We start from the raw sequence: 18475 nt of genomic DNA, 5'->3' as shown, positions 1-18475 counted from the left end.
CGACACGACCTCACACCCCGTCGCGCACCCCGGACCCCTCGGCACCTGTCCCGCCGTCCCCGGCCCTGCGGATCCGCGCCAGCACGACGAGGAACCCGGCCGCGAGGACGGCGATCGCGCCCCAGATCCCGACCGCTCCCCACGCCGCCCCGGCGAGCACGAGCGCGGGCACGAACGTCACGGCGGCGATCTCGACGGGCAGCACCGGGATGTACGCGATCGCGAAGTCCTCGAGGGTGCGCGACTTCATCCGCGGGTCCACGATCCGCAGCAGGGCGATCCCCGTGGACACCGCGCCGGTGGCCCAGCCCCACGTGAACAGCTGCTTCTCGAACCAGGCGCCCTCCATGCTGCGCGGCGCGACGACCAGGCCCAGCACCAGGCACACGACCAGGCCCACGGCGAAGAGGATCGCGAGCTCGAGCAGGTACCCGCTGACCAGCGTCGGCACGATCGAGGCGATCCCGCAGACCACCAGCAGGTCGGTCGCGGTCCCCGAGACGGATCGCAGCGACTCCGGGTCCACGAACCGGGTGGCCCGGGCGGAGCGGAACAGGCCGCGCACGAGCAGCCCCAGGAGGAACCCGAGCGAGAACACGGGGAAGGCGATGCCGGGCCAGAGGAGGGCCAGCGCCTGGCTGATCCCGTAGGCGCCGGCCGCGATCGCGGCGACGAGCCCGGTCTGGAAGCCGAGGGACTCGACGCTCGCGCCGGAGAAGGTGTGCGTGCCGATGGCCGGCCGGTGCTGGTCGTGCGGGAGCACCCCGGTGCGCAGCTCGCGCGGGATGGTCCGCAGCCCCGCGAACTCCTTCGCGTGCCCCCGCATCGCCCCGATCCTGGCCTGGATGATCCCGCCGACGACGCCGACGAGCAGACCCGCGGTCGCCGAGGTGAAGGCCAGGGACTGGATCTCGCTCTGCCCGGCGGCCCCGAACACCTGGCCCATCGCCGCGGCGCTGCCGAAGCCGCCCGCCCAGCCGGCGAACAGCAGCGCCCCGAAGGCCTCGGGGGTCCCCAGCAGGGGGTGCAGCACGAGCAGCACCAGGGCCATGCCCACGGCCACCTGCACGGCGTACATGAGCACCCCGTACCCGGCGAAGGAGGCGATGGGGCGGCCGATCTTGCGGAGGTCGAAGTCGTCGGTCATGGCCAGGCACGTGAACACCACGACGATGAGCACCGAGGAGTAGGTGCCCAGCTGGTCCGAGAACGGCAGCACGTCCAGCACGTGGGGTCCCAGCAGCAGGCCCAGCACCCCCGCGAGCACGGAAGCGGGGATCATGAGGGTCTGCAGGGGCCGGACGACGGCCCGCAAGAGGGTGCCGACGGCCAGGAGCAGGCCGATCAGGCCGATGTCGACGAGCAGGGTCCATGGCGTGTAGTCCATGCGTCACTCCCTCGGGGCGGGGGGCTCGACGGCGTCGGGCGCCGGGATCCCGAGTGCGGTCAGGGTGGTCGCCGACGCCCTGCGGACCATCGGCAGCAGGCCGTACGGGTCACCGGGGGCCACGCTCGCCCACAGCGGCGCGGTCACCGGGCTGTCCCGCAGCTCCAGGAAGTCGATGCCGTCCCAGGTCGAGTGCGTGAGCATCTCGGGGACGACGGAGATGCCGAGCCCGGCGCGGACCAGGCCGATCGCGGCCTGCTCGGACCGGATGTGGGTGGCGGGGCGCAGGGGGACGTCGGCCAGGCGGAAGCAGGCGGCGATCGCGTCGAAGGCCAGGGGCGCCATCGATCGGTCGAAGGCGATCACGGGCTCGTCGCGCAGCTCCCCGGCGGTGCAGCCGGCGCGTCCGGCGAGGCGGTGGCCGTGGGGGACGGCCACGAAGAAGCGCTCGTCGACCAGGCGCAGCTCCTCCGGTCCGTGACCGGCCGATTCCCGGGTCAGCGCGAGGTCGAGCCTCCCCGCGGCGAGGGCGGCCATCGCATCGGAGGAGGCCATGTCGGTGACCGAGGGGTGCACGGCGTCCAGGGCCGGGAGGAAGTGCGCGAGGAACGTGGTGAACGTCGAGCTGATCGCGCCGATCCGCACGGTGGGGCGTCCGCTGTCCGTGGCGCGTGCGCTGTGCAGGCGCGCGGGGGCCTCGGCGGCGCGGCGCAGGAGGTCGACGGCCTCGGGCCACAGGGCGTCGGCGGCGGGCGTGGGGGTCAGGGCGCGGGTGGAGCGCTCGAAGAGGGTCACGCCGAGGGAGCGCTCGAGGGAGGCGATCGCCTGGCTGAGCGGCGGCTGCGTCATGAACAGGGTGCGCGCGGCCGCCGAGAAGCTGCGCTCCTGGTAGACGGTCACGAAGTAGCGCAGCTCGCGCAGGCTCAGGTCCGGACTCATCCGAAGCGTCCCGGGGCGAACGGCGCGAGGTCGTACGGGGGCTCCTCGTCGGCGGCGAGCGCGGCGGCGGCGACCCCGAGGGCGGGCGAGAGCTTGAAGCCGTGCCCGGAGAAGCCGGTGGCCACGACGGTGCGTGGCGAGACCGTGCCCAGCAGGGGCCGCTTGTCGGGGGTGTAGACGTCCATGTGCAGGGACTGCCGGGCGATCCCGGCCGCGAGGGCGGGCAGGAACGCGACGACGCTCGCGGCGACCTCGGCGAGGCGCCGGACATCCAGCCGCGCGGGCAGGTCCTCCGGGGTGGGGATCGGGTCGTCGGACGCCGCCCACCCCGCCTTGACCAGGGCGCCGTCGAGGGAGGGCACCCCGAACACGTGCTCGGTGCCGCGGTCGCGGATGAAGGCGGGGAACACCTCCGGGGCGAAGTCCGCGGGATCGGCGGGGGCGAACCAGGTCAGCGCGAGCGGGACGATCCGCAGCACGGACGCGAGCGTCGGGACGAGACCCGCCGTCCGGACGCCGGCGGTGACGATCACCCGGGAGGCCCGCAGGACGCCCGCGGAGGTGTGGACCGCGACGTCGCGTTCGCTCTCGTCGAGCGCGAGGACCTCATGGTCGGGTCGCAGCTCGGCGCCGGCGATCCGGGCCTGGCGTTGGATCTCGGCGACCGCGGACTCGGGGCGCAGCGTCCCGCCGAGCCGGTCGAGCACGCCGATCTCGTCGGTGATGTCCCCGTGCTGGGGGTACCGGATCCTCAGCTGCCCGGGATCGAGCGTCAGGTGGGGCACCTCGGCCACCTCGAGGGAGTCCAGGACGTTGCACATGGAAGGGGCGTCGGGGGCTCCGATCGACAGCGCGCCGGTCTCCGCGAACAGCTCGCGCCGACCCGCGGTCTGCGCCGCGAGCCAGAGCCTCCGGGAGTCCAGCAGCATCGGCAGGTACTCCGTGCCCTCGTGGTAGGCGGCGCGGAACAGCCGCGACTCCCCCGCGTACGCCCCGCGATCGTGCAGCAGGGCGTGGCGTTCGAGTCCCACGACGCGCAGGCCGCGCGCGGCGAGCTCACGGGCCGCGAAGGCTCCGGCGGCCCCGAGGCCGATGACGACGACGTCGACCGGTCCGCTCATGACCGGGGCCCCGATCGCAGGTCGATGGGCCGCGACGTCAGGTCGGCACCGTCCGCGGCAGATCCGGGGGTGGGGGTCATGGGCGCTCCGCCGTCCGCTCAGCAGAAGGCGCCACGGAGGACGGCGGGGAAGACGCGGAAGGCGTCGGGGACGGTGCCGGTGCCGGTGGCCAGTCCCGCGGCGAGCCCGCCGATCACCGGCGCGACCTTGGCGCCGTGCCCCGAGCACGGGGAGACGACGGTGACCGCGTCCTGGGTGTCGAGGATGAAGTCCTCGGTGGGGGTGCTCGTGAACAGGCACGTCGTCTCGGCGTAGGGCTCGGGCTCGACCCCGGGGAGGGTCGCGCGTACGAACGAGGCCACGCGCTCACGGCTGCGCGGATCGATCCGATGGTCCTGGGCACGGGCCGAGGCGATGCGGTGCCCGCCGTTGAACTCGGCGACCTTCTGCCCGGCGAAGCCCGCGTCGCGCCCGCCGGGCAGACCGTAGGCCTGAATCGCCGGGGACTTGTGGATGAAGGTCGGCCACGCCTCGGCGGGGGCGACGTCGGGCCGGTACGGGAAGTGGAAGACCTGCTCCTGGCGCACCGTGAGCTCGGGCATGGACACGCGAGCCCGGGCCGACAGCGGCAGCACGTCGACGAGGTCGGGCAGCCAGCCTCCGGCGCACACGATGAGGTGGCCCGCATCGACGCGGGCCCCGGTGGTCGAGGTGAGGGTGAAGCCCGCGGCCGTGCGGGAGGCATCGGCCAGCTCCCAGTCGGTCTCGAGGCGGGCGCCGTGGCGGCGGGCCAGGTCGAGCATCGCGCGGACGCCGTTCTCGGCGTCGAGCACGCCCGCCTGGGGGTGCCACAGCGCCTCGGAGTCGAAGGTCATCATCGGGAAGCGGGCGGCGGCCTCGCGTGCGCTCAGCAGCTCGTGCTCGACCCCGACCGCCGTGAGCACGTCGGCCAGCAGACGGGTCCCGCGCTGGGCACCGGTGTCGAGGGCCCCGGTGGTGCTGAGCAGGGCGGTCCCGGTCTCGCGCTCGATCTGCTCCCAGAGCGGGCGGGCCCGGACGACCAGCTCGGCGTAGAGGCGGTCGGGATAGGCGTAGCGGAAGATCCGGGCGGAGCCGTGGGAGCTGCCGTCGGGATTGGCGGGGTCGGCGCGCTCGAGGACGGTGACCTCGTGCCCCTCGGCTGCGAGGCGCCAGGCCGTCGCGGCGCCCGCGAGGCCCGCACCGATCACGACGTACGTCGAGGACTCCTGCGTCACTGCTCCTCCTCCCCGGCTCGTCCGAGCCGCGATGAGGACCCAGTAGATGACGCAGTGTCACACACGTCCAATATCGGTCACGTTGCCGCTTGGCTGGTTCTGCATATACATCCAGGTCAGAAGTGTCGCATCCCGGCGGCATCGGCCGCTGCACGATACGCGACGGCGAGGGAATCCACCGTCTCGTGGGCGTTGAGGCCGCTCGGATTGGGCACGACGAACAGCGGGGTCGCCTCGAGGGCCGCCCGTTCGCGCTCCCCCAGGTCGCCGGCGATCCCCCGTGCGACCTCGGGCCAGGCGTCCTGCCTGCCGGTGCGGGCGGCGCGGGCCGAGAAGGCCGTCCGGTAGGCGGTGACCCCGGCGACCGCGACCGCCGCGGGGCGGTGCTCCAGCACGGTGCCCACGAGGCGACCGGCGCCCTCGCGCAGCTCCTCGCGGCTCAGCTCATCGGCGCGGGCAGTCGTGCGCCGCGCGAGGTTCGTGATCCCCAGGCCGATCCGGCGCAGGGTCTCGAGGTCCCCGGGCGCGTAGCCGGCCGAGGGATCGATACGGGTGGGCGTGATGCCCGCGGCGGCCAGCGCCGGGTAGAAGCGGTTGCCGGGGTGGGCGAAGTGGGCGCCGGTGGCACCGGTCCACAGGCCGGGGTTGATGCCCACGACCAGCAGCCGCAGCGGATCGGGGAGCAGGTCCTCGACGGTCCGGTCGCGCGCCGCGGCGAGGTCGGCGGGGGTGGGTCTGGGGGTCACGCCCGCAGTGTGGCACGGCGCCGGAGACGGGCCTGCGCCGTGGGCATCGGTGGTGCCCACGCGAGGCCGACGCCGCGAGCGTCGGTGGTGTCCGAGCGAGGCCTGCGTCGTGGGCGTCGATGCCGCGCACGAGGGGCCTGCGTCGTGGATCCCGGTGGCGTCCGACCCACCCGTGCCGTGTGCATCCGCAACGCTCCGGGTGCCGATCCCGGGTCGCTCACGGGGCTCGACGCGACTCCCTCACACTGGTGTTCCACAAGGTTTTCCACCACTGGGGACGAATGACAGACATGTGATTCCGCAGGTGCGGGCGTCGGCCCGTCCGCGCGCACCACGCCGATGGGGACGACACGCCGACGCTCCCGCACATCTCGCCTTGCGCGCTCACGGCTCTCGTGTCCGACGGTGAAATCGCAGGTGGGCATTATGACGCGGTATCACGTCCCGAGTCGGGACGGGGCGTGGGCCGGGCCGCGGGCGCAGGTCACGTCGAGCCCCGGGACGGAGCGCTCCGCGCCGCCGGCACTGCCCCAGCGGCGCCGTCGGCCCCGTCACGCTGGCGTGGGTCCCCATCGAGGGCGGGGTTTTCCACAGCTCGGGCCCGGGCGTCCCCATCGGCCCGATGGTTATCCCCACCGTTACCCACAGCTGGGGATAATCACATGGCTGTAACTCGCCCTACGACCGGGGACGCCAGGGGCCCCGCGCGCCGAACATGCCGGACGTCCGCGGCTCAGAACAGCTTCCGATCAGGTCGGCGACGACTCAGGGCGGCGACGGATCTGACCGGCAGCAGAACAGCGCCGCGACGGATCAGGCCGGCACCGGCTCAGGACGACGACGGATCGGACTCGCAGCGCATCAGAACGGCAGCGGCAGCGGCACCCCGGCCGGGAGCGTCGCGACCCGTATCGCGATGAGCACGAGGCAGAGCACGAACGCTCCCGCGATGATGAGGGCGTGCACGGACGCGCTCCGGCGGGCGAGCGCCACGCGGTCCGCGCCCGGGGTGGCCTTGGGGCGCAGGGCGAACAGCGCCGCGGTCGTGGCCGTGCCCAGCACCAGGCCCCCCAGGTGCCCCTGCCACGAGATGAACGGGATCATGAAGGTGATCACGAGGTTCAGGCCGATCAGCACGAGCACCTGGGTCGACTGCGCCCCGATGCGGCGGTTGACGACGAACAGGCTGCCGAACAGCCCGAAGATCCCGCCGGAGGCGCCGAGTGTGCCACCGAGCCACGCCTGGGACAGCGGATCGGTCAGCAGCAGCACGGCCACGTTGCCGCCCAGGATCGAGATCAGGTACACCGCCAGGAAGCGCGCACGACCCATGGAGCGTTCGAGATAGGGGCCCACCGTCCACAGCGCGTACATGTTCAGCAGGATGTGCAGGATCGAGCCGTGCAGGAAGCCCGCCGTGAGGAAGGTCCACGGCATGGCAAGCGCCCGGAACGGGGCGAAGATGAGGAGCTGCTCGACCACCTGCGGGGCCACCGTCTGCCCGAGGTACAGCACGGCGCAGATCGCGATGAGCGCGATCGTCACGATGGGACGGCCCTCGGCGGTGATGCCGCCCATGAGGGTGCGGGGGGCGCTCTGCCGACGGGCGCCCTCGAGCTCGCGGGCGCAGTCGACGCACAGGATCCCGACGGCCGCCGGGCGCTGGCACTCCGGGCACGCCGGCCGATGGCAGCGCTGGCAGCGCACGTAGCTGACACGGTCCGGGTGCCGCGGGCACACGGGCGGCTCCTCGGAGCGCGGGGCCTCGTGCCCGGGGTGGGCGGGGACCTGGCCGTAGCCGTCCGCGGCGTCCGGGACGTGGCCGTAGCCGGTGCGCGGCTGGCCGGACCCCTCGGCGCCTCGGCCGAGGCCGGACCCGCCGTCGCCGTACGGATCGGCACTCGAGGCGACTCCGGACCCCCATCGGCCGTCCTCCTCGCCGGGTACGGAGCCGGCGCCGGCATCGTCGCGATCCGCCCCGGTGTCCCCGGTCGATCCGGCCGGGAGGCCGAAGCTGGGACGGGTCCCGGGCGTCCGTCGTCCCCCCTGCTCGCCGCCGAAGCTCGGCAGCGAGGAGTCCTGGCCCGTGGTCGGGTCCCGGGGATCCTCGGGGCGGGGGTCGTCGGCTCCGTAGCCGTAGGTCGGGCGGGTCATGCGTCATTCCTACACGATGCGCCTGGTGGCGGGCCGATGCCGGGCGCCGACGCGGACGAGGGCACCCACCGTGCGGTGGGTGCCCCCGTCGGGACGTGCGGGAGGTGTCAGTCCTCGATGGTGACCGACTCGATGACGACGTCCTCGAGGGGACGGTCGCGCAGGTCGGTGGGCGTGGCGCCGATCTTGTCGACGACGGCCTTGGAGGCGTCGTCGGCGACCTCGCCGAACACGGTGTGCTTGCCCTGCAGGTGCGGGGTGGGGCCCACGGTGATGAAGAACTGTGAACCGTTGGTGCCCGAGGGGCGCCCGGTGATCGCGTTGGGGCGCTTGCCCGCGTTGGCCATGGCCAGCACGTAGGGCTCGTTGAAGTTCTTCTCGGAGATCTCGTCGTCGAAGGTGTAGCCGGGACCGCCGGTCCCGGTGCCCAGGGGATCGCCGCCCTGGAGCATGAAGCCGCCGATCACGCGGTGGAAGACGACACCGTCGTAGAAGGGACGGGTCACGGGCTTCCCGGTCTCGGGGTCCGTGAACTCCTTGGTGCCCTTGGCCAGGCCCACGAAGTTCTCGACGGTCTTGGGAGCGTGCTCGGGGAACAGCTCCAGGCGGATGTCACCGGCATTGGTGTGCAGAGTTGCGAACATGTCGGCATCCTCCCACGACCGGGCCCCGCGGTCCCTGCACATCGCCTGGGACGGCGTGGGGCGCGTCACGCTATGGTGGTCCGGTACGGGGCGCCTCGCTGGAGTGTGTCCCGCTCCGAACACATCGCCGCGACCCGGCGACCTCGACCGAAAGGGGTTCCCCATGGGGTTCAGCAGGAAGAACAAGCGCGCCGCGAAGAAGGCGGCCCGCACGGCGACCTCGCGCGTCGAGAAGCTCAGCGGCTCCGCGCAGAGCGCGGCGCAGGACGGCATCTCCAAGTTCTCCGACACCGTCGTGCCCGCCGTGACCGAGGGCGCCAAGGAGGCCAAGGCGAAGGCCTCGGACCTCGTCGACCAGTACCTCCCGCAGGTGCAGGACGCCGTCCACACCCAGGGTGAGAAGCTCTCCGACCTCGCCGACAAGCTCGGCCCCCGCGCCGAGAAGCTGCGCCACGAGATCCAGGACGACTACCTCCCCCGCGCCCGTCGCACCGCCGGCGCCACCAACGCCGTCGTGGCCACCGCCGTCACCGCCGCCGTCGACGCCGCCGTCGACGCCGCCCGCAAGGAGCTCGACAAGGGCCAGGCCGACATCAAGGCCGCGTACACCAAGCCCGTCAAGAAGAAGGGGCGCGCCGGCAAGGTGCTGCTCCTCATCGCCCTGGCCAGCGCCGGTGCCGCCGCCGGGTATGTCGTGTGGAAGCGCTCGCGCCCCGTCGAGGACCCGTGGGCCCCGCCCGCGGACTTCGCCCGCGCCCACTACCCCTCCGCGGGTGCCACCGACACCGACTCCACCGAGGTCTCCGACTCCGTGGGCGGCGCCGAGGCCGGCGACGTCGCGCAGTCCCTCGGCGCCAAGACGCCGGATCGCACCTCCGACACGACGCCGCACGACGTCAAGGTCGACCACGCCGAGGGCGCCGACGCCGCGGGCACGCACCGCGCCGAGGGTGAGGCCGAGACCGGCAAGGTCATCGACCCGGTGCTGAACCCCGACGAGAACCCCGCCGACCCCAAGCGCGGCAACCACCGCAGCGACAGCTGACCTGATCGGCACAGTCGGCGACGGCCGTCCGACCCCTCGGGGTCGGGCGGCCGTTCTGCGTCCTGGGGAGTTCCTAGACTGGGGCGCATGTCCGCCGCGCCGCTCCCGGGTCCCGGGCGACCGCTGCGGACCGCACGGCTCGAGCTGAGCGTCCTCGACTCCTCCGACCTCGACGCCCTGCACGCCCTGCACGCGGACCCCCGCACCTTCGCGCTGGACTCCACGGAGCCGGTGACCTCGCGGGCCGCGATGGTGGCGGTCCTGGAGAGCTGGACGGCCGCCCGGGCGCGGCAGGGGTTCGGGTACGCGGGGATCCGCGCTCGGGCCGGGGAACCGGGCGGCACCGCTCCCGCGTCGGCGGCGGGACCGGGACCACTGCCTCCGTCACCGCTGCTGCTCGGCGTCTGCGGGCTCACCACGCTGGACCTCGACGGGCACGAGGTCGTCTCCGTCTACTACCGCCTGCACCCCGAGGCGTGGGGGCGCGGCATCGCCCGCGAGGCGCTCGCCGCGCTCCTGGCGGAGGCGGACCTGCATCTCGCGGGCCGGGAGGCCGTCGTCGTCACCGATCCGGGCAACACGCCCTCGCTGCGCCTGGCACGGGCCCTCGGCTTCGTCCCCGCACCCCGGCGGCCGCGGGCGCATCCGCACCTCGCCCTGCTCACCCGGCACCTCGGCACACGGTCGCCGGGCCTCGATGCCGAGCAGGCGCACCCCCGCGCGCCGGGGACCGGAGATGCCGCGCAGGCGCACCCCCGCGCGACGGCGACCGGACGTGAGGTCCCCTCGGGAACGCAGCCCGCACCCGGAGAGGACTCCCGATGATCGCCGACACCCCGAACCCCGCCGGCGCGGGACGCTACGCCCCCTCCCCCAGCGGCGACCTGCACCTGGGCAACCTGCGCACGGCGATCCTCGCCTGGGCCCTGGCCCGGCGCACCGAGCGCGCCTTCCACCTCCGGATCGAGGACCTGGACCGTGTGCGGGCCGGTGCCGCCGAGCGCCAGCTCGAGGATCTCGCCGCGCTCGGGATCGACGAGGACGGCCCCGTCGTGCTGCAGTCCACGCGCGGCGCCGCCCACGAGGCGGCGATCGCGGCGCTCACCGCACGGGGCCTGGTCTACGAGTGCTTCTGCACCCGCCGGGAGATCCTCGAGGCGCCGTCGGCACCCCACGCCCCGCCCGGCGCCTATCCGGGCACCTGCCGGGACCTGACCGCCGCCCAGCGGGAGGCGGGTCGTGAGCGCATGCACGCCCTGCACCGCGAGCCCGCGCTGAGGCTCCGGGCCGAGGTCGCGACGTGGCAGGTCGAGGACCTGTTCGCGGGCGAGGTCACGGGAACGGTCGACGACCTCGTGCTGCGGCGAGGCGACGGCGTGGTCGCGTACAACCTCGCGGTGGTCGTGGACGATGCCGCCGCGGGCGTCGACCAGGTGGTGCGGGCCGACGACCTGCTGAGCTCCGCGCCCCGCCAGGCCTATCTGGGGCACCTGCTGGGAGCGCCGATGGTCGGCTTCGCCCACGTGCCGCTGGCCGTGTCCCCGACGGGCGCGCGGCTGGCCAAGCGCGATGGCGCGGTGACACTCCGCGACCGGATCGCACGCGGGGAGACGGCGGAGGACGTCGTCGGGAGGATCGGCGACTCCCTGGGAATCCCGGGGTGCCGCACCGCCCGGGACGTGCTCGAACGCTGGGACCCGGCGCGGACGCCGCGCGAGCCCTGGGTCGTCGACCTTCCGAGCTGACCTGCGGCGACGACCCCGCAGCGCGGACCGCTCAGGAGCGGGTGGGCCCGTACGGGTCGTGATCGCCGCCGGAGGCATCGCTGTCGCCACCGACGGTGCGCTCGGCTCCGGCGACCGGGGACGCGGCGGCGCCGCCGTCCTCGGAGCCGTCGTGCGCGTGCGGGGTGCCGACCCGGCCGCCGTTCCCGTCCTGCGCCGGTGCCGGGCGCTTGCCGGACAGCAGCGAGGCGATGGTCGCGATGGCCATCGCGCCGATGATCACGCACAGCGAGGCGATCGTCCCGATCTCGGGCACGTAGTCGTGCACGAAGTGCCCGAAGGCCGAGTCCGCGGGCCACAGCGGCGACTCGTGCATCGCGTGGAAGATGAGCTTGACGCCGATGAACGCGAGGATCGCCGCGATCCCGAAGTGCAGGTAGACGAGGCGATCCATGAGCCCGCCGAGCAGGAAGTACAGCTGGCGAAGACCCATCAGCGCGAAGAGGTTCGCCGTGAACACGATGAACGGGCTCTGGGTGATCCCGAAGATCGCGGGGATCGAGTCGATCGCGAACATGACGTCGGTCAGGCCGATGGTCACGAACACCAGCAGCATCGGCGTGAACATCCGCTTGCCGTCGATGCGGGTGCGCAGCTTGTTGCCGTCGTACTCCTCGGTGACGGGGATGACCCGGCGCAGGGCACGCTGCAGGCCGTTCTCGGAGTCGTCGTCGTCCTCGCCCTTGACCTGCTTGAAGGCCGTGTAGAGGAGGAACACGCCGAAGAGGTAGAAGATCCACGAGAGGTGCTCGATGGCGACGGCGCCGACCATGATGAAGGCGGCGCGGGCGATCAGCGCGATGATGATGCCCACCATCAGCACTTCCTGCTGATACTTCCGCGGTACCGCGAACCTGCTCATGATCAGGATGAACACGAAGAGGTTGTCCACCGAGAGCGAGTACTCGGTCAGCCAGCCGGCGACGAACTCCACGGCGGGCTGCGGGCCGCCGATCCCCCAGATCACCCCCGCGAAGACGAGGGCGAGCGTCACGTAGAACCCGATCCACAGCGCGCACTCCTTGGCGGAGGGCACGTGGGGTCGTCGGCTCACGAGCACGAGGTCGGCGACGAGGATCGCGACCAGCACGCACAGGGAGATGATCTCGAAGGGAAGGGACAGTTCGCCCAAGACAGCGCCTCACACATCGACTGGGGGGTGGTCGTTCGGGTCCGTGGTGCACGCGACGGGAGCTCGGCCCCCGGGGCGCGCCGGGCCCGGGTCGCCGCCCAGCGTAGCCGCCGTGCCGCGGCACGGCGGGCGTACGGGGGTCCCACGTGGCGCATCGGACGATGCGAACGGATCAGTGCTCAGGGTTCCCGGGGTGCTCGGAGCTCCAGGGATGCTCGGGGGTCCGGGGCCGCCCGGGAGGCGACGCCGCGTCCACGGACGGCCGCCGCCAGCTCCGGCGGCACGACGGTGCGCGTCCCGTCCGGGGCGATGACGGCGGGGGACGCGTCGGGCGCGTCGGGAGGCGTTCCGCCCGCATCCACGCCGTCGAGGGCGACCTCGACCACGTGCCCCGGGACCAGGCGCAGCTCCGTGGCGTCGTCCAGCAGGGCCGGATCGGCGTCGGAGATCCGCAGGACCTCCCACGGGCCCGGTTGCCGCACGTCGGCGAGGAGGCCGGTATCCGGGGGCAGGGTCGTCGTGCCGTCGGCGCACGGGATCGGGTCGCCGTGGGGGTCCGTGCGCGGATGCCCCAGGCGGGCGTCGATGCGGTCGATGAGCCGGGGGGTGGCGGCGTGTTCGAGGCGCTCGGCCTCCTCGTGGACCTCGTCCCATCCGTATCCGAGCTCCTCGACGAGGTAGGTCTCGAGGATCCGGTGACGCCGGACCATCGCGATGGCGCACGCGGCGCCCGTCGCGGTGAGCCGCACGGGCCGATAGGGGACGTACTCCACGAGGCCCTGTCCGGCCAGGCGCCGGACCGTCTCGGTGACGGTGGCGGGGCTGGTGCCGAACCGCGTCGCGAGCTCGCCCGTCCCCAGCGGCGGGCCGCCCCACTCGGTGCCGGACCAGATCACCTTGAGGTAGTCCTGGGCCACGGGGGTGAGGACGTCGGGGTCCACGGTCGCCGCCTCGTCGCTCACGCCTGTGACCCTCTCATGCTCCCGACACCGTGAGCACCACCAGGGCGATGTTCAGCGCCACGATCAGCCCCGCGGCCGTCCAGGCGAGGATCCGGGTGAGCGGCAGGTTGGTGAACGCCCCCAGCAGGCGGCGCCTGCCCGTGATGACCACGAGCGGGATGAAGGCGAAGGGAATGCCGAGGCTGAGGACCACCTGGCTGGCCACGAGCGCCCAGGTCGCGTCGACCCCGAGGGCGAGGATCACGATCGCCGGGGCGAGTGTCACGAGGCGGCGCACCAGCAGCGGGACGCGACGGTGCAGGAGATCGGCCATGACGGCGGCGCCGGCGTGCGCGCCCACCGAGGTCGAGGCGAGTCCCGAGGCCAGCAGGCCGATGCCGAACAGGGTGGCGATCACGGGGCCGTTCGCGGCGGCGATCGCGGCCTGGGCGCCGGGGATCGTGTCCGTGCCCGGCACGCCGCGCAGCGACTGCGCCGCGAGGACGAGCATCGCGATGTTGATGCTGCCGGCCAGCAGCAGGGACAGCGCGACGTCCCAGCGGGTGGCACGCAGCAGCAACCGGATCCGCTCGGGGGTGCCGCCCCCGCCGTGCGTGTCGCGGACCAGCCCGGAGTGCAGGTAGATCGCGTGGGGCATGACGGTCGCGCCCAGCATGGAGGCCGCCAGCAGCACGGTGGGGGCGCCCTCGAAGCGCGGCACCAGCCCGCCGAGCATCTGCCCGGGATCCGGCGGGTGCACGAGCAGCCCCGCGGCGAAGCCCACGGCGATGATCAGCAGCATCCCGAGGATCACGACCTCGAAGCGGCGGCGTCCGTCGCGCCCGCGCAGGGCCAGCAGGAACATCGAGACGGCGCCGACGATGAGGCCGCCGAGCACGAGCGGCAGGTCGAAGAGGATCTGGAGCGCGAGGGCACCGCCGATGACCTCGGCGACGTCGGTCGCGGCGACCACCAGCTCCGCCTGCGCCCAGTACAGGAGGCGGCGCAGGCGTCCGCCGCCCGCACCGACCTGCTCGGCCAGGCTGGTCCCGGTGACCACGCCGAGCTTCGCCGAGAGGTACTGGACCAGCACGGCCATCGCATTGGACAGCACCAGCACCCACAGCAGCAGATAGCCGTACTGGGCGCCGGCGGTGAGGTTCGCGGCGACGTTGCCGGGGTCGACGTAGGCGACGGCGGCGACGAAGGCGGGGCCCAGCAGGCGCCAACCCGTGCGCTGGCGGCGGGCGGGGGCGCCCGCGGGCGGGACGGGTGGCGCAGCATCGGGCGACGCCGTTCCGGAGGGAGCGGCAGGGGCGGTCGAGGCGTCGGCCCGTGCGGAGGAAGCTTCGGGGACCATGGGTTTTAGGGTACCCGAACTTTCGAGCGCGGCAGCCCGAGCAGGTCGTTCCGTGCACCACGGTGTTCACTGTCCGCATGGCACCCACCGAGATCCTCACCTTCCTCGGGCTCGCCGTGGTCGGCATCGACCCCTTCGGCGGCCTCATCGCCGCCGGCGCCCTGGCCCACGGAGCCCGCACCCGGGCGCTCCTGAGCCTGACCGGCGCCTACCTCGCGCTGATCGTCGTCGAGATCCTCGTGCTGCATCCCGTGCTGCTGTTCGCGGAGCACCTGCTGGGACCGCTGCTGTCCCGACCGGGGTTCTGGTCGATCGCCCAGCTGCTCGTGGGGGTCGCACTGGCGGCCGTCGCGGTCCAGCAGGGCCTCTCGGCCCGCAAACCCCCCAGCGTCCCGAAGGCCCGGGGCGTCTCGGTGCGGGCGATGGCGATCGCCGGAGCCCTGCTGGCGATCACCTCCCTCGCCGATCCCCCGTTCGTGCTCTCGGTGGGCCTGGCCTCCCAAGTCGGGTCGCTCCCGGAGCGGATCGCGCTCCTCGTGGCATGGAACCTCCTCTACCAGGGCCCCCTGTTCGTGCTGCTGATCCTCGCGCTGACGCCCCTGCGCGAGCGGGCGGTCGCCGCGTACCAGTCGGCGCTGACCCGGTGGCGCACAGCGATCGTGCGCACCCTCGTCGCCCTGCTCTCCGTGGCGGCGGTCGCCGCGATCCTCGAGGCGGTGCACGCCCTGGCCACGGGCCGCCAGCCCTGGTTGCACGTGCTGCTGACCTGATCCGGACGACGCCGGGCCCGCCCGCCACGGGTGGAGCGTGCGGGGCGGGCGGGGCGGGCGTCAGGTCCGCCACACCACAACTCGATGCACTAGCGCATCGAATACATGGGCGTATCTTTGCCGCATGGCATTCCCCTTTCGGCTGCTCCGTGCCCTGACGTCCCTCCTGACCGGTATCGGCCACGCCCTCTCCTCCGCCGTCGGCGCGACCGGCCGCGGCCTGCGCTCCGTCGGGAGCGCCGCCTCCGGGGTGATCCCCGGGGAGTGGAAGCAGCGCATCGCGCTGCTGTTCTGCACGGGCCTCGCGCTCGTGCCGATCGTCTACGCGGGCAACATGACCTGGTCCTTCAACGACCCCAGCGGGCACCTCGACGAGGTCACCGCCGCGGTCGTCGACGCCGACGAGGGCGCGACCGTGACCTCGGTCGACGGCACCACCCACCAGTTCCAGGTGGGGCGCGACTTCACCGCGAGCCTCCTGAAGATCGACAAGAGCACGGTCTACCGCTTCGTCGAGACCGACCAGGCCACCGCCGACAAGGGCCTGGCCGACGGCACCTACGGCGCGGTCGTCGAGGTGCCCCGCACGTTCTCGGCCGACGTCTCCTCCCTCGGCGGCACCGACCCGCTGGCCGCCACGCCCGGCCTGCTCACGATCCGCACCAACGACACGGTCAACTACGTCAGCGGCAACTTCACCAAGTCCGTCGGGACGGCCCTGAAGGAATCCCTCTCCGCCAACGTCCTGGACCAGTACCTCGACAACGTCTACATCGGCTTCACCACGGTGCACGACCAGCTGGTCGATGCCGCCGATGGCGCCGCGAAGCTGGAGGACGGGGCCACAAAGCTGCACGACGGCACCTCCCAGGCTGTGACCGGCACCGCCCAGCTCGCCGACGGCGCGGGGCAGCTCGAGTCCGGCTCCTACGACCTCGTGATCGGCCTGCGTCAGCTCTCCACCGGGGCCGACACCCTCGCGATCGGCGGGCGCACCCTGGCCACCGGCGCGAACTCGCTGAGCTCCGGTCTGCACACCCTGGACGCCAACGGATCCACGCTGCGCGCCGGCAGCGACCAGCTCGCGGACGGCTCCGCCCAGGCCGCACAGGGGTCGCGGACCCTGGCCGACGGGACCCAGCAGCTCGCCGCGGGCACCCAGCAGCTCGACGACCGGGTGAGTGCCGCCCAGGCCCGTGTGCAGCAGCTCGGGATCACCCAGGGCAGCGTCGACCAGGCCTCGAAGGACCTGCAGACCGACGTCGACACGCTCGCGGACGTCGCCACCCGGGTCAACAACGCCCTCACCGACCCCGCGCAGACCGCCAACACCCTCGCGGACGACGCCGATACCGTGGCGAACTCCGTGGACACCGCCTCCACGCAGGCCACCGACCTCGCCGACCGCACCTCCACCGGCGCCGATCAGGCCAAGGACGTGGCCACGAGCGCGGACACGGTCGCGTCGGACGCCGGGACGCTGAAGACGACGGTCGACGACACGACCACCTCTGCCCACGACGCCGCCACCGATGCGGAGGCCCTGCGCGGCCCCGGCACGGAGCGCGACGCGTCCGCCCCGGCCGACTCCGTCCAGGGGTACACCTCGGCGGTGGACGACCTGTCCGACTCATGCGTCGAATCCGGCGCCGACGCGGACTTCTGCGCCAAGCTCCAGGAGACCTCCGGGAACTCCCCGTCCCTCCGGCACCAGGCGGAAACCGTCGCCTCGGACACCAAGACCGTCGACGACAACCTCGCTCCGGCCTCCCAGCAGGCCCAGACCGTCGCGGACGGCTCCTCGCAGATGAAGACCGACGCCGACGGCGTCTCCACGCTCCTCAACGGCGACCACGCGGCCGGGCAGCCCGGCCTCAAGGACACCACCGTCGCGATCGCCAAGACGGTCACCGACCTCAAGACGCCCACCCGCACCTTCGCGGACCAGACCCGGTCCGTCGCGGACGGCATCTCGAAGGCCCAGGGGGCGGCCCAGGACCCGGCCACGCAGAAGGAGGCCGTCCAGAAGCGCATCGACGCCCTGCACGGCCAGGCATCGACCGCCGTCCAGGCCCTGCCCACCGTGTTCGACGAGGCCCAGCAGGCGGCATCGGCCGTCCACACCCTGAACTCCGGCGCCCAGCAGGTCGACTCCGGCGCCCAGGACCTCGCGACCGCCAACGGGCAGATCGCCTCGGGCGCCGGGACCCTCGACCAGGGTGTGCGGCAGTACACCGGCGGCGTCTCCCAGGCGGCGAGCGGCTCCGACTCGGTCGCCTCCGGGGCCCAGCAGGTCAGCCAGGGCGCCGACGAGCTCGCCGACGGCGCGAACTCCGCCGAGAGCGGCGCCGAGCAGCTGAACTCCGGTGCCACGCAGCTGCACTCCGGTGCCCAGCAGCTCCACGACGGCAGCGTCCAGCTCGACGACGGCGCGGCCCAGCTGCAGGACGGCTCGACCCAGCTGGCCGAGGGCCTCGAGGATGGCAGCCAGAAGGTGCCCTCGTACGACGACGCCCAGCGCGACCACCTCGCGAGCACGGCCTCGAACCCGGTGGGCCTCGACTTCGTGCGGGACCACGATCTGGGCCGCTTCGGCAAGGGCCTCGCGCCGCTGTTCCTGTCGATCGGCCTGTGGGTGGGCGGCATGGCGATCTTCCTCATGATGCCGCCGCTGTCCCAGGCGGCGATCCGGCGCGGCACCGGACCCTTCGCGCTGCTGGCCGGCGGGCTGCTGCCGGCCCAGCTGCTCGGGCTCGTGCAGACGGCGATCGCGCTGCTCATCATGCACTTCTGGATCGACGTGACCGCCGTGCACACGGCCCAGTTCATCGCGATGGCGGCCCTGACCAGCTTCGTGTTCGTGGCGCTGAACCACGGGTTCGGGGCGATGTTCGGGCCCGTGGGCAAGTTCGTGGCGCTGGTGCTGGTGGCCCTGCAGGTCTCCGGCGCGGGAGGCACCTATCCGGTGCAGACCATCCCCGGGTTCTTCCAGGTCATCCATCCGTTCCTGCCGATGACCCACTCGATCGACGCCTTCCGCGGGACGATCGGCGGCGGCTGGGTGGATCCCGCGAACGACATCGCCTGGCTGCTGGGCTGGCTGGTGCTGGCCCTGCTTCTGGGACTGTTCGCGGCGATCCGCGAGCACCGCAAGGCCGCCCACGACATGAGCGGGAGGATCCCGGCGGACGCCTGA

The 18475-nt window shown here is 73.2% G+C and carries 15 protein-coding genes; 5 read left to right on the top strand and 10 right to left on the bottom strand.

Going from position 1 to position 18475, the window contains the following annotated elements; genetic code table 11:
- Positions 1–10: 10 nt before the first annotated feature.
- From ACT3TZ_RS10760 to ACT3TZ_RS10730, 7 genes are all read right to left on the bottom strand, one after another.
- Positions 11–1387 (bottom strand): sodium/glutamate symporter, encoded by a 1377-nt coding sequence (locus tag ACT3TZ_RS10760; RefSeq protein ID WP_444583417.1) that lies wholly within the window; start codon positions 1385–1387, stop codon positions 11–13.
- A 3-nt stretch (positions 1388–1390) separates the two neighbouring features.
- Entirely contained in the window at positions 1391–2326 is a 936-nt protein-coding gene (locus ACT3TZ_RS10755) for a LysR family transcriptional regulator (protein WP_444583416.1), read from the bottom strand.
- The gene (gene solA, locus ACT3TZ_RS10750; RefSeq protein ID WP_444583415.1) at positions 2323–3447 is read right to left on the bottom strand and encodes an N-methyl-L-tryptophan oxidase; all 1125 of its coding nucleotides are present in this window, start codon (positions 3445–3447) and stop codon (positions 2323–2325) included. The genes ACT3TZ_RS10755 and solA overlap by 4 nt, the downstream gene beginning before the upstream one ends.
- Positions 3448–3545: 98 nt before the next feature.
- Positions 3546–4703: an FAD-dependent oxidoreductase gene (locus ACT3TZ_RS10745; RefSeq protein WP_444583414.1), complete on the bottom strand. Its 1158-nt coding sequence runs from the start codon at positions 4701–4703 to the stop codon at positions 3546–3548.
- A gap of 116 nt (positions 4704–4819) precedes the next feature.
- Entirely contained in the window at positions 4820–5449 is a 630-nt protein-coding gene (locus tag ACT3TZ_RS10740) for a mismatch-specific DNA-glycosylase (protein ID WP_444583413.1), read from the bottom strand.
- A gap of 861 nt (positions 5450–6310) precedes the next feature.
- On the bottom strand, positions 6311–7603 hold the full coding sequence (locus ACT3TZ_RS10735; RefSeq protein WP_444583412.1) for a rhomboid family intramembrane serine protease: 1293 nt from the start codon (positions 7601–7603) through the stop codon (positions 6311–6313).
- 107 nt (positions 7604–7710) lie between these two features.
- Entirely contained in the window at positions 7711–8247 is a 537-nt protein-coding gene (locus tag ACT3TZ_RS10730) for a peptidylprolyl isomerase (protein WP_444583411.1), read from the bottom strand.
- 163 nt (positions 8248–8410) lie between these two features.
- On the opposite strand from ACT3TZ_RS10730, the gene ACT3TZ_RS10725 reads away from it, so the two are divergent.
- From ACT3TZ_RS10725 to gluQRS, 3 genes are all read left to right on the top strand, one after another.
- Positions 8411–9292, top strand: a complete 882-nt coding sequence (locus tag ACT3TZ_RS10725) for a hypothetical protein (protein WP_444583410.1) — start codon at positions 8411–8413, stop codon at positions 9290–9292.
- An 87-nt stretch (positions 9293–9379) separates the two neighbouring features.
- A complete protein-coding gene (locus ACT3TZ_RS10720) occupies positions 9380–10117 on the top strand; it encodes a GNAT family N-acetyltransferase (RefSeq protein WP_444583409.1) in 738 nt (245 codons plus the stop codon).
- Positions 10114–11037, top strand: a complete 924-nt coding sequence (gene gluQRS / locus ACT3TZ_RS10715; RefSeq protein ID WP_444583408.1) for a tRNA glutamyl-Q(34) synthetase GluQRS — start codon at positions 10114–10116, stop codon at positions 11035–11037. The genes ACT3TZ_RS10720 and gluQRS overlap by 4 nt, the downstream gene beginning before the upstream one ends.
- Before the next feature lie 31 nt (positions 11038–11068).
- Here gluQRS and ACT3TZ_RS10710 read toward each other — a convergent pair whose 3' ends face one another.
- The 3 genes from ACT3TZ_RS10710 to ACT3TZ_RS10700 form a co-directional block, all read right to left on the bottom strand.
- Entirely contained in the window at positions 11069–12208 is a 1140-nt protein-coding gene (locus ACT3TZ_RS10710; protein ID WP_444583407.1) for a TerC family protein, read from the bottom strand.
- A 179-nt stretch (positions 12209–12387) separates the two neighbouring features.
- The gene (locus tag ACT3TZ_RS10705; protein WP_444583406.1) at positions 12388–13170 is read right to left on the bottom strand and encodes a metal-dependent transcriptional regulator; all 783 of its coding nucleotides are present in this window, start codon (positions 13168–13170) and stop codon (positions 12388–12390) included.
- 13 nt (positions 13171–13183) lie between these two features.
- On the bottom strand, positions 13184–14509 hold the full coding sequence (locus ACT3TZ_RS10700; RefSeq protein WP_444583405.1) for an Nramp family divalent metal transporter: 1326 nt from the start codon (positions 14507–14509) through the stop codon (positions 13184–13186).
- A 77-nt stretch (positions 14510–14586) separates the two neighbouring features.
- Between ACT3TZ_RS10700 and ACT3TZ_RS10695 the strand changes: the two genes are divergently transcribed.
- Together ACT3TZ_RS10695 and ACT3TZ_RS10690 are read left to right on the top strand one after the other, a co-directional pair.
- Complete coding sequence (locus tag ACT3TZ_RS10695) at positions 14587–15279, top strand: hypothetical protein (protein ID WP_444583404.1); 693 nt, start codon at positions 14587–14589, stop codon at positions 15277–15279.
- A 124-nt stretch (positions 15280–15403) separates the two neighbouring features.
- Positions 15404–18475, top strand: coding sequence for a YhgE/Pip family protein (locus tag ACT3TZ_RS10690; RefSeq protein WP_444583403.1), 3072 nt, complete (start codon positions 15404–15406; stop codon positions 18473–18475).

It is taken from the genome of Brachybacterium sp. AOP25-B2-12 (genome assembly GCF_052378625.1).
Classification (GTDB): Bacteria; Actinomycetota; Actinomycetes; order Actinomycetales; family Dermabacteraceae; genus Brachybacterium.
Note: the sequence above shows the minus strand (reverse complement) of the source record. Positions and strands in the feature narration are given on the sequence as shown.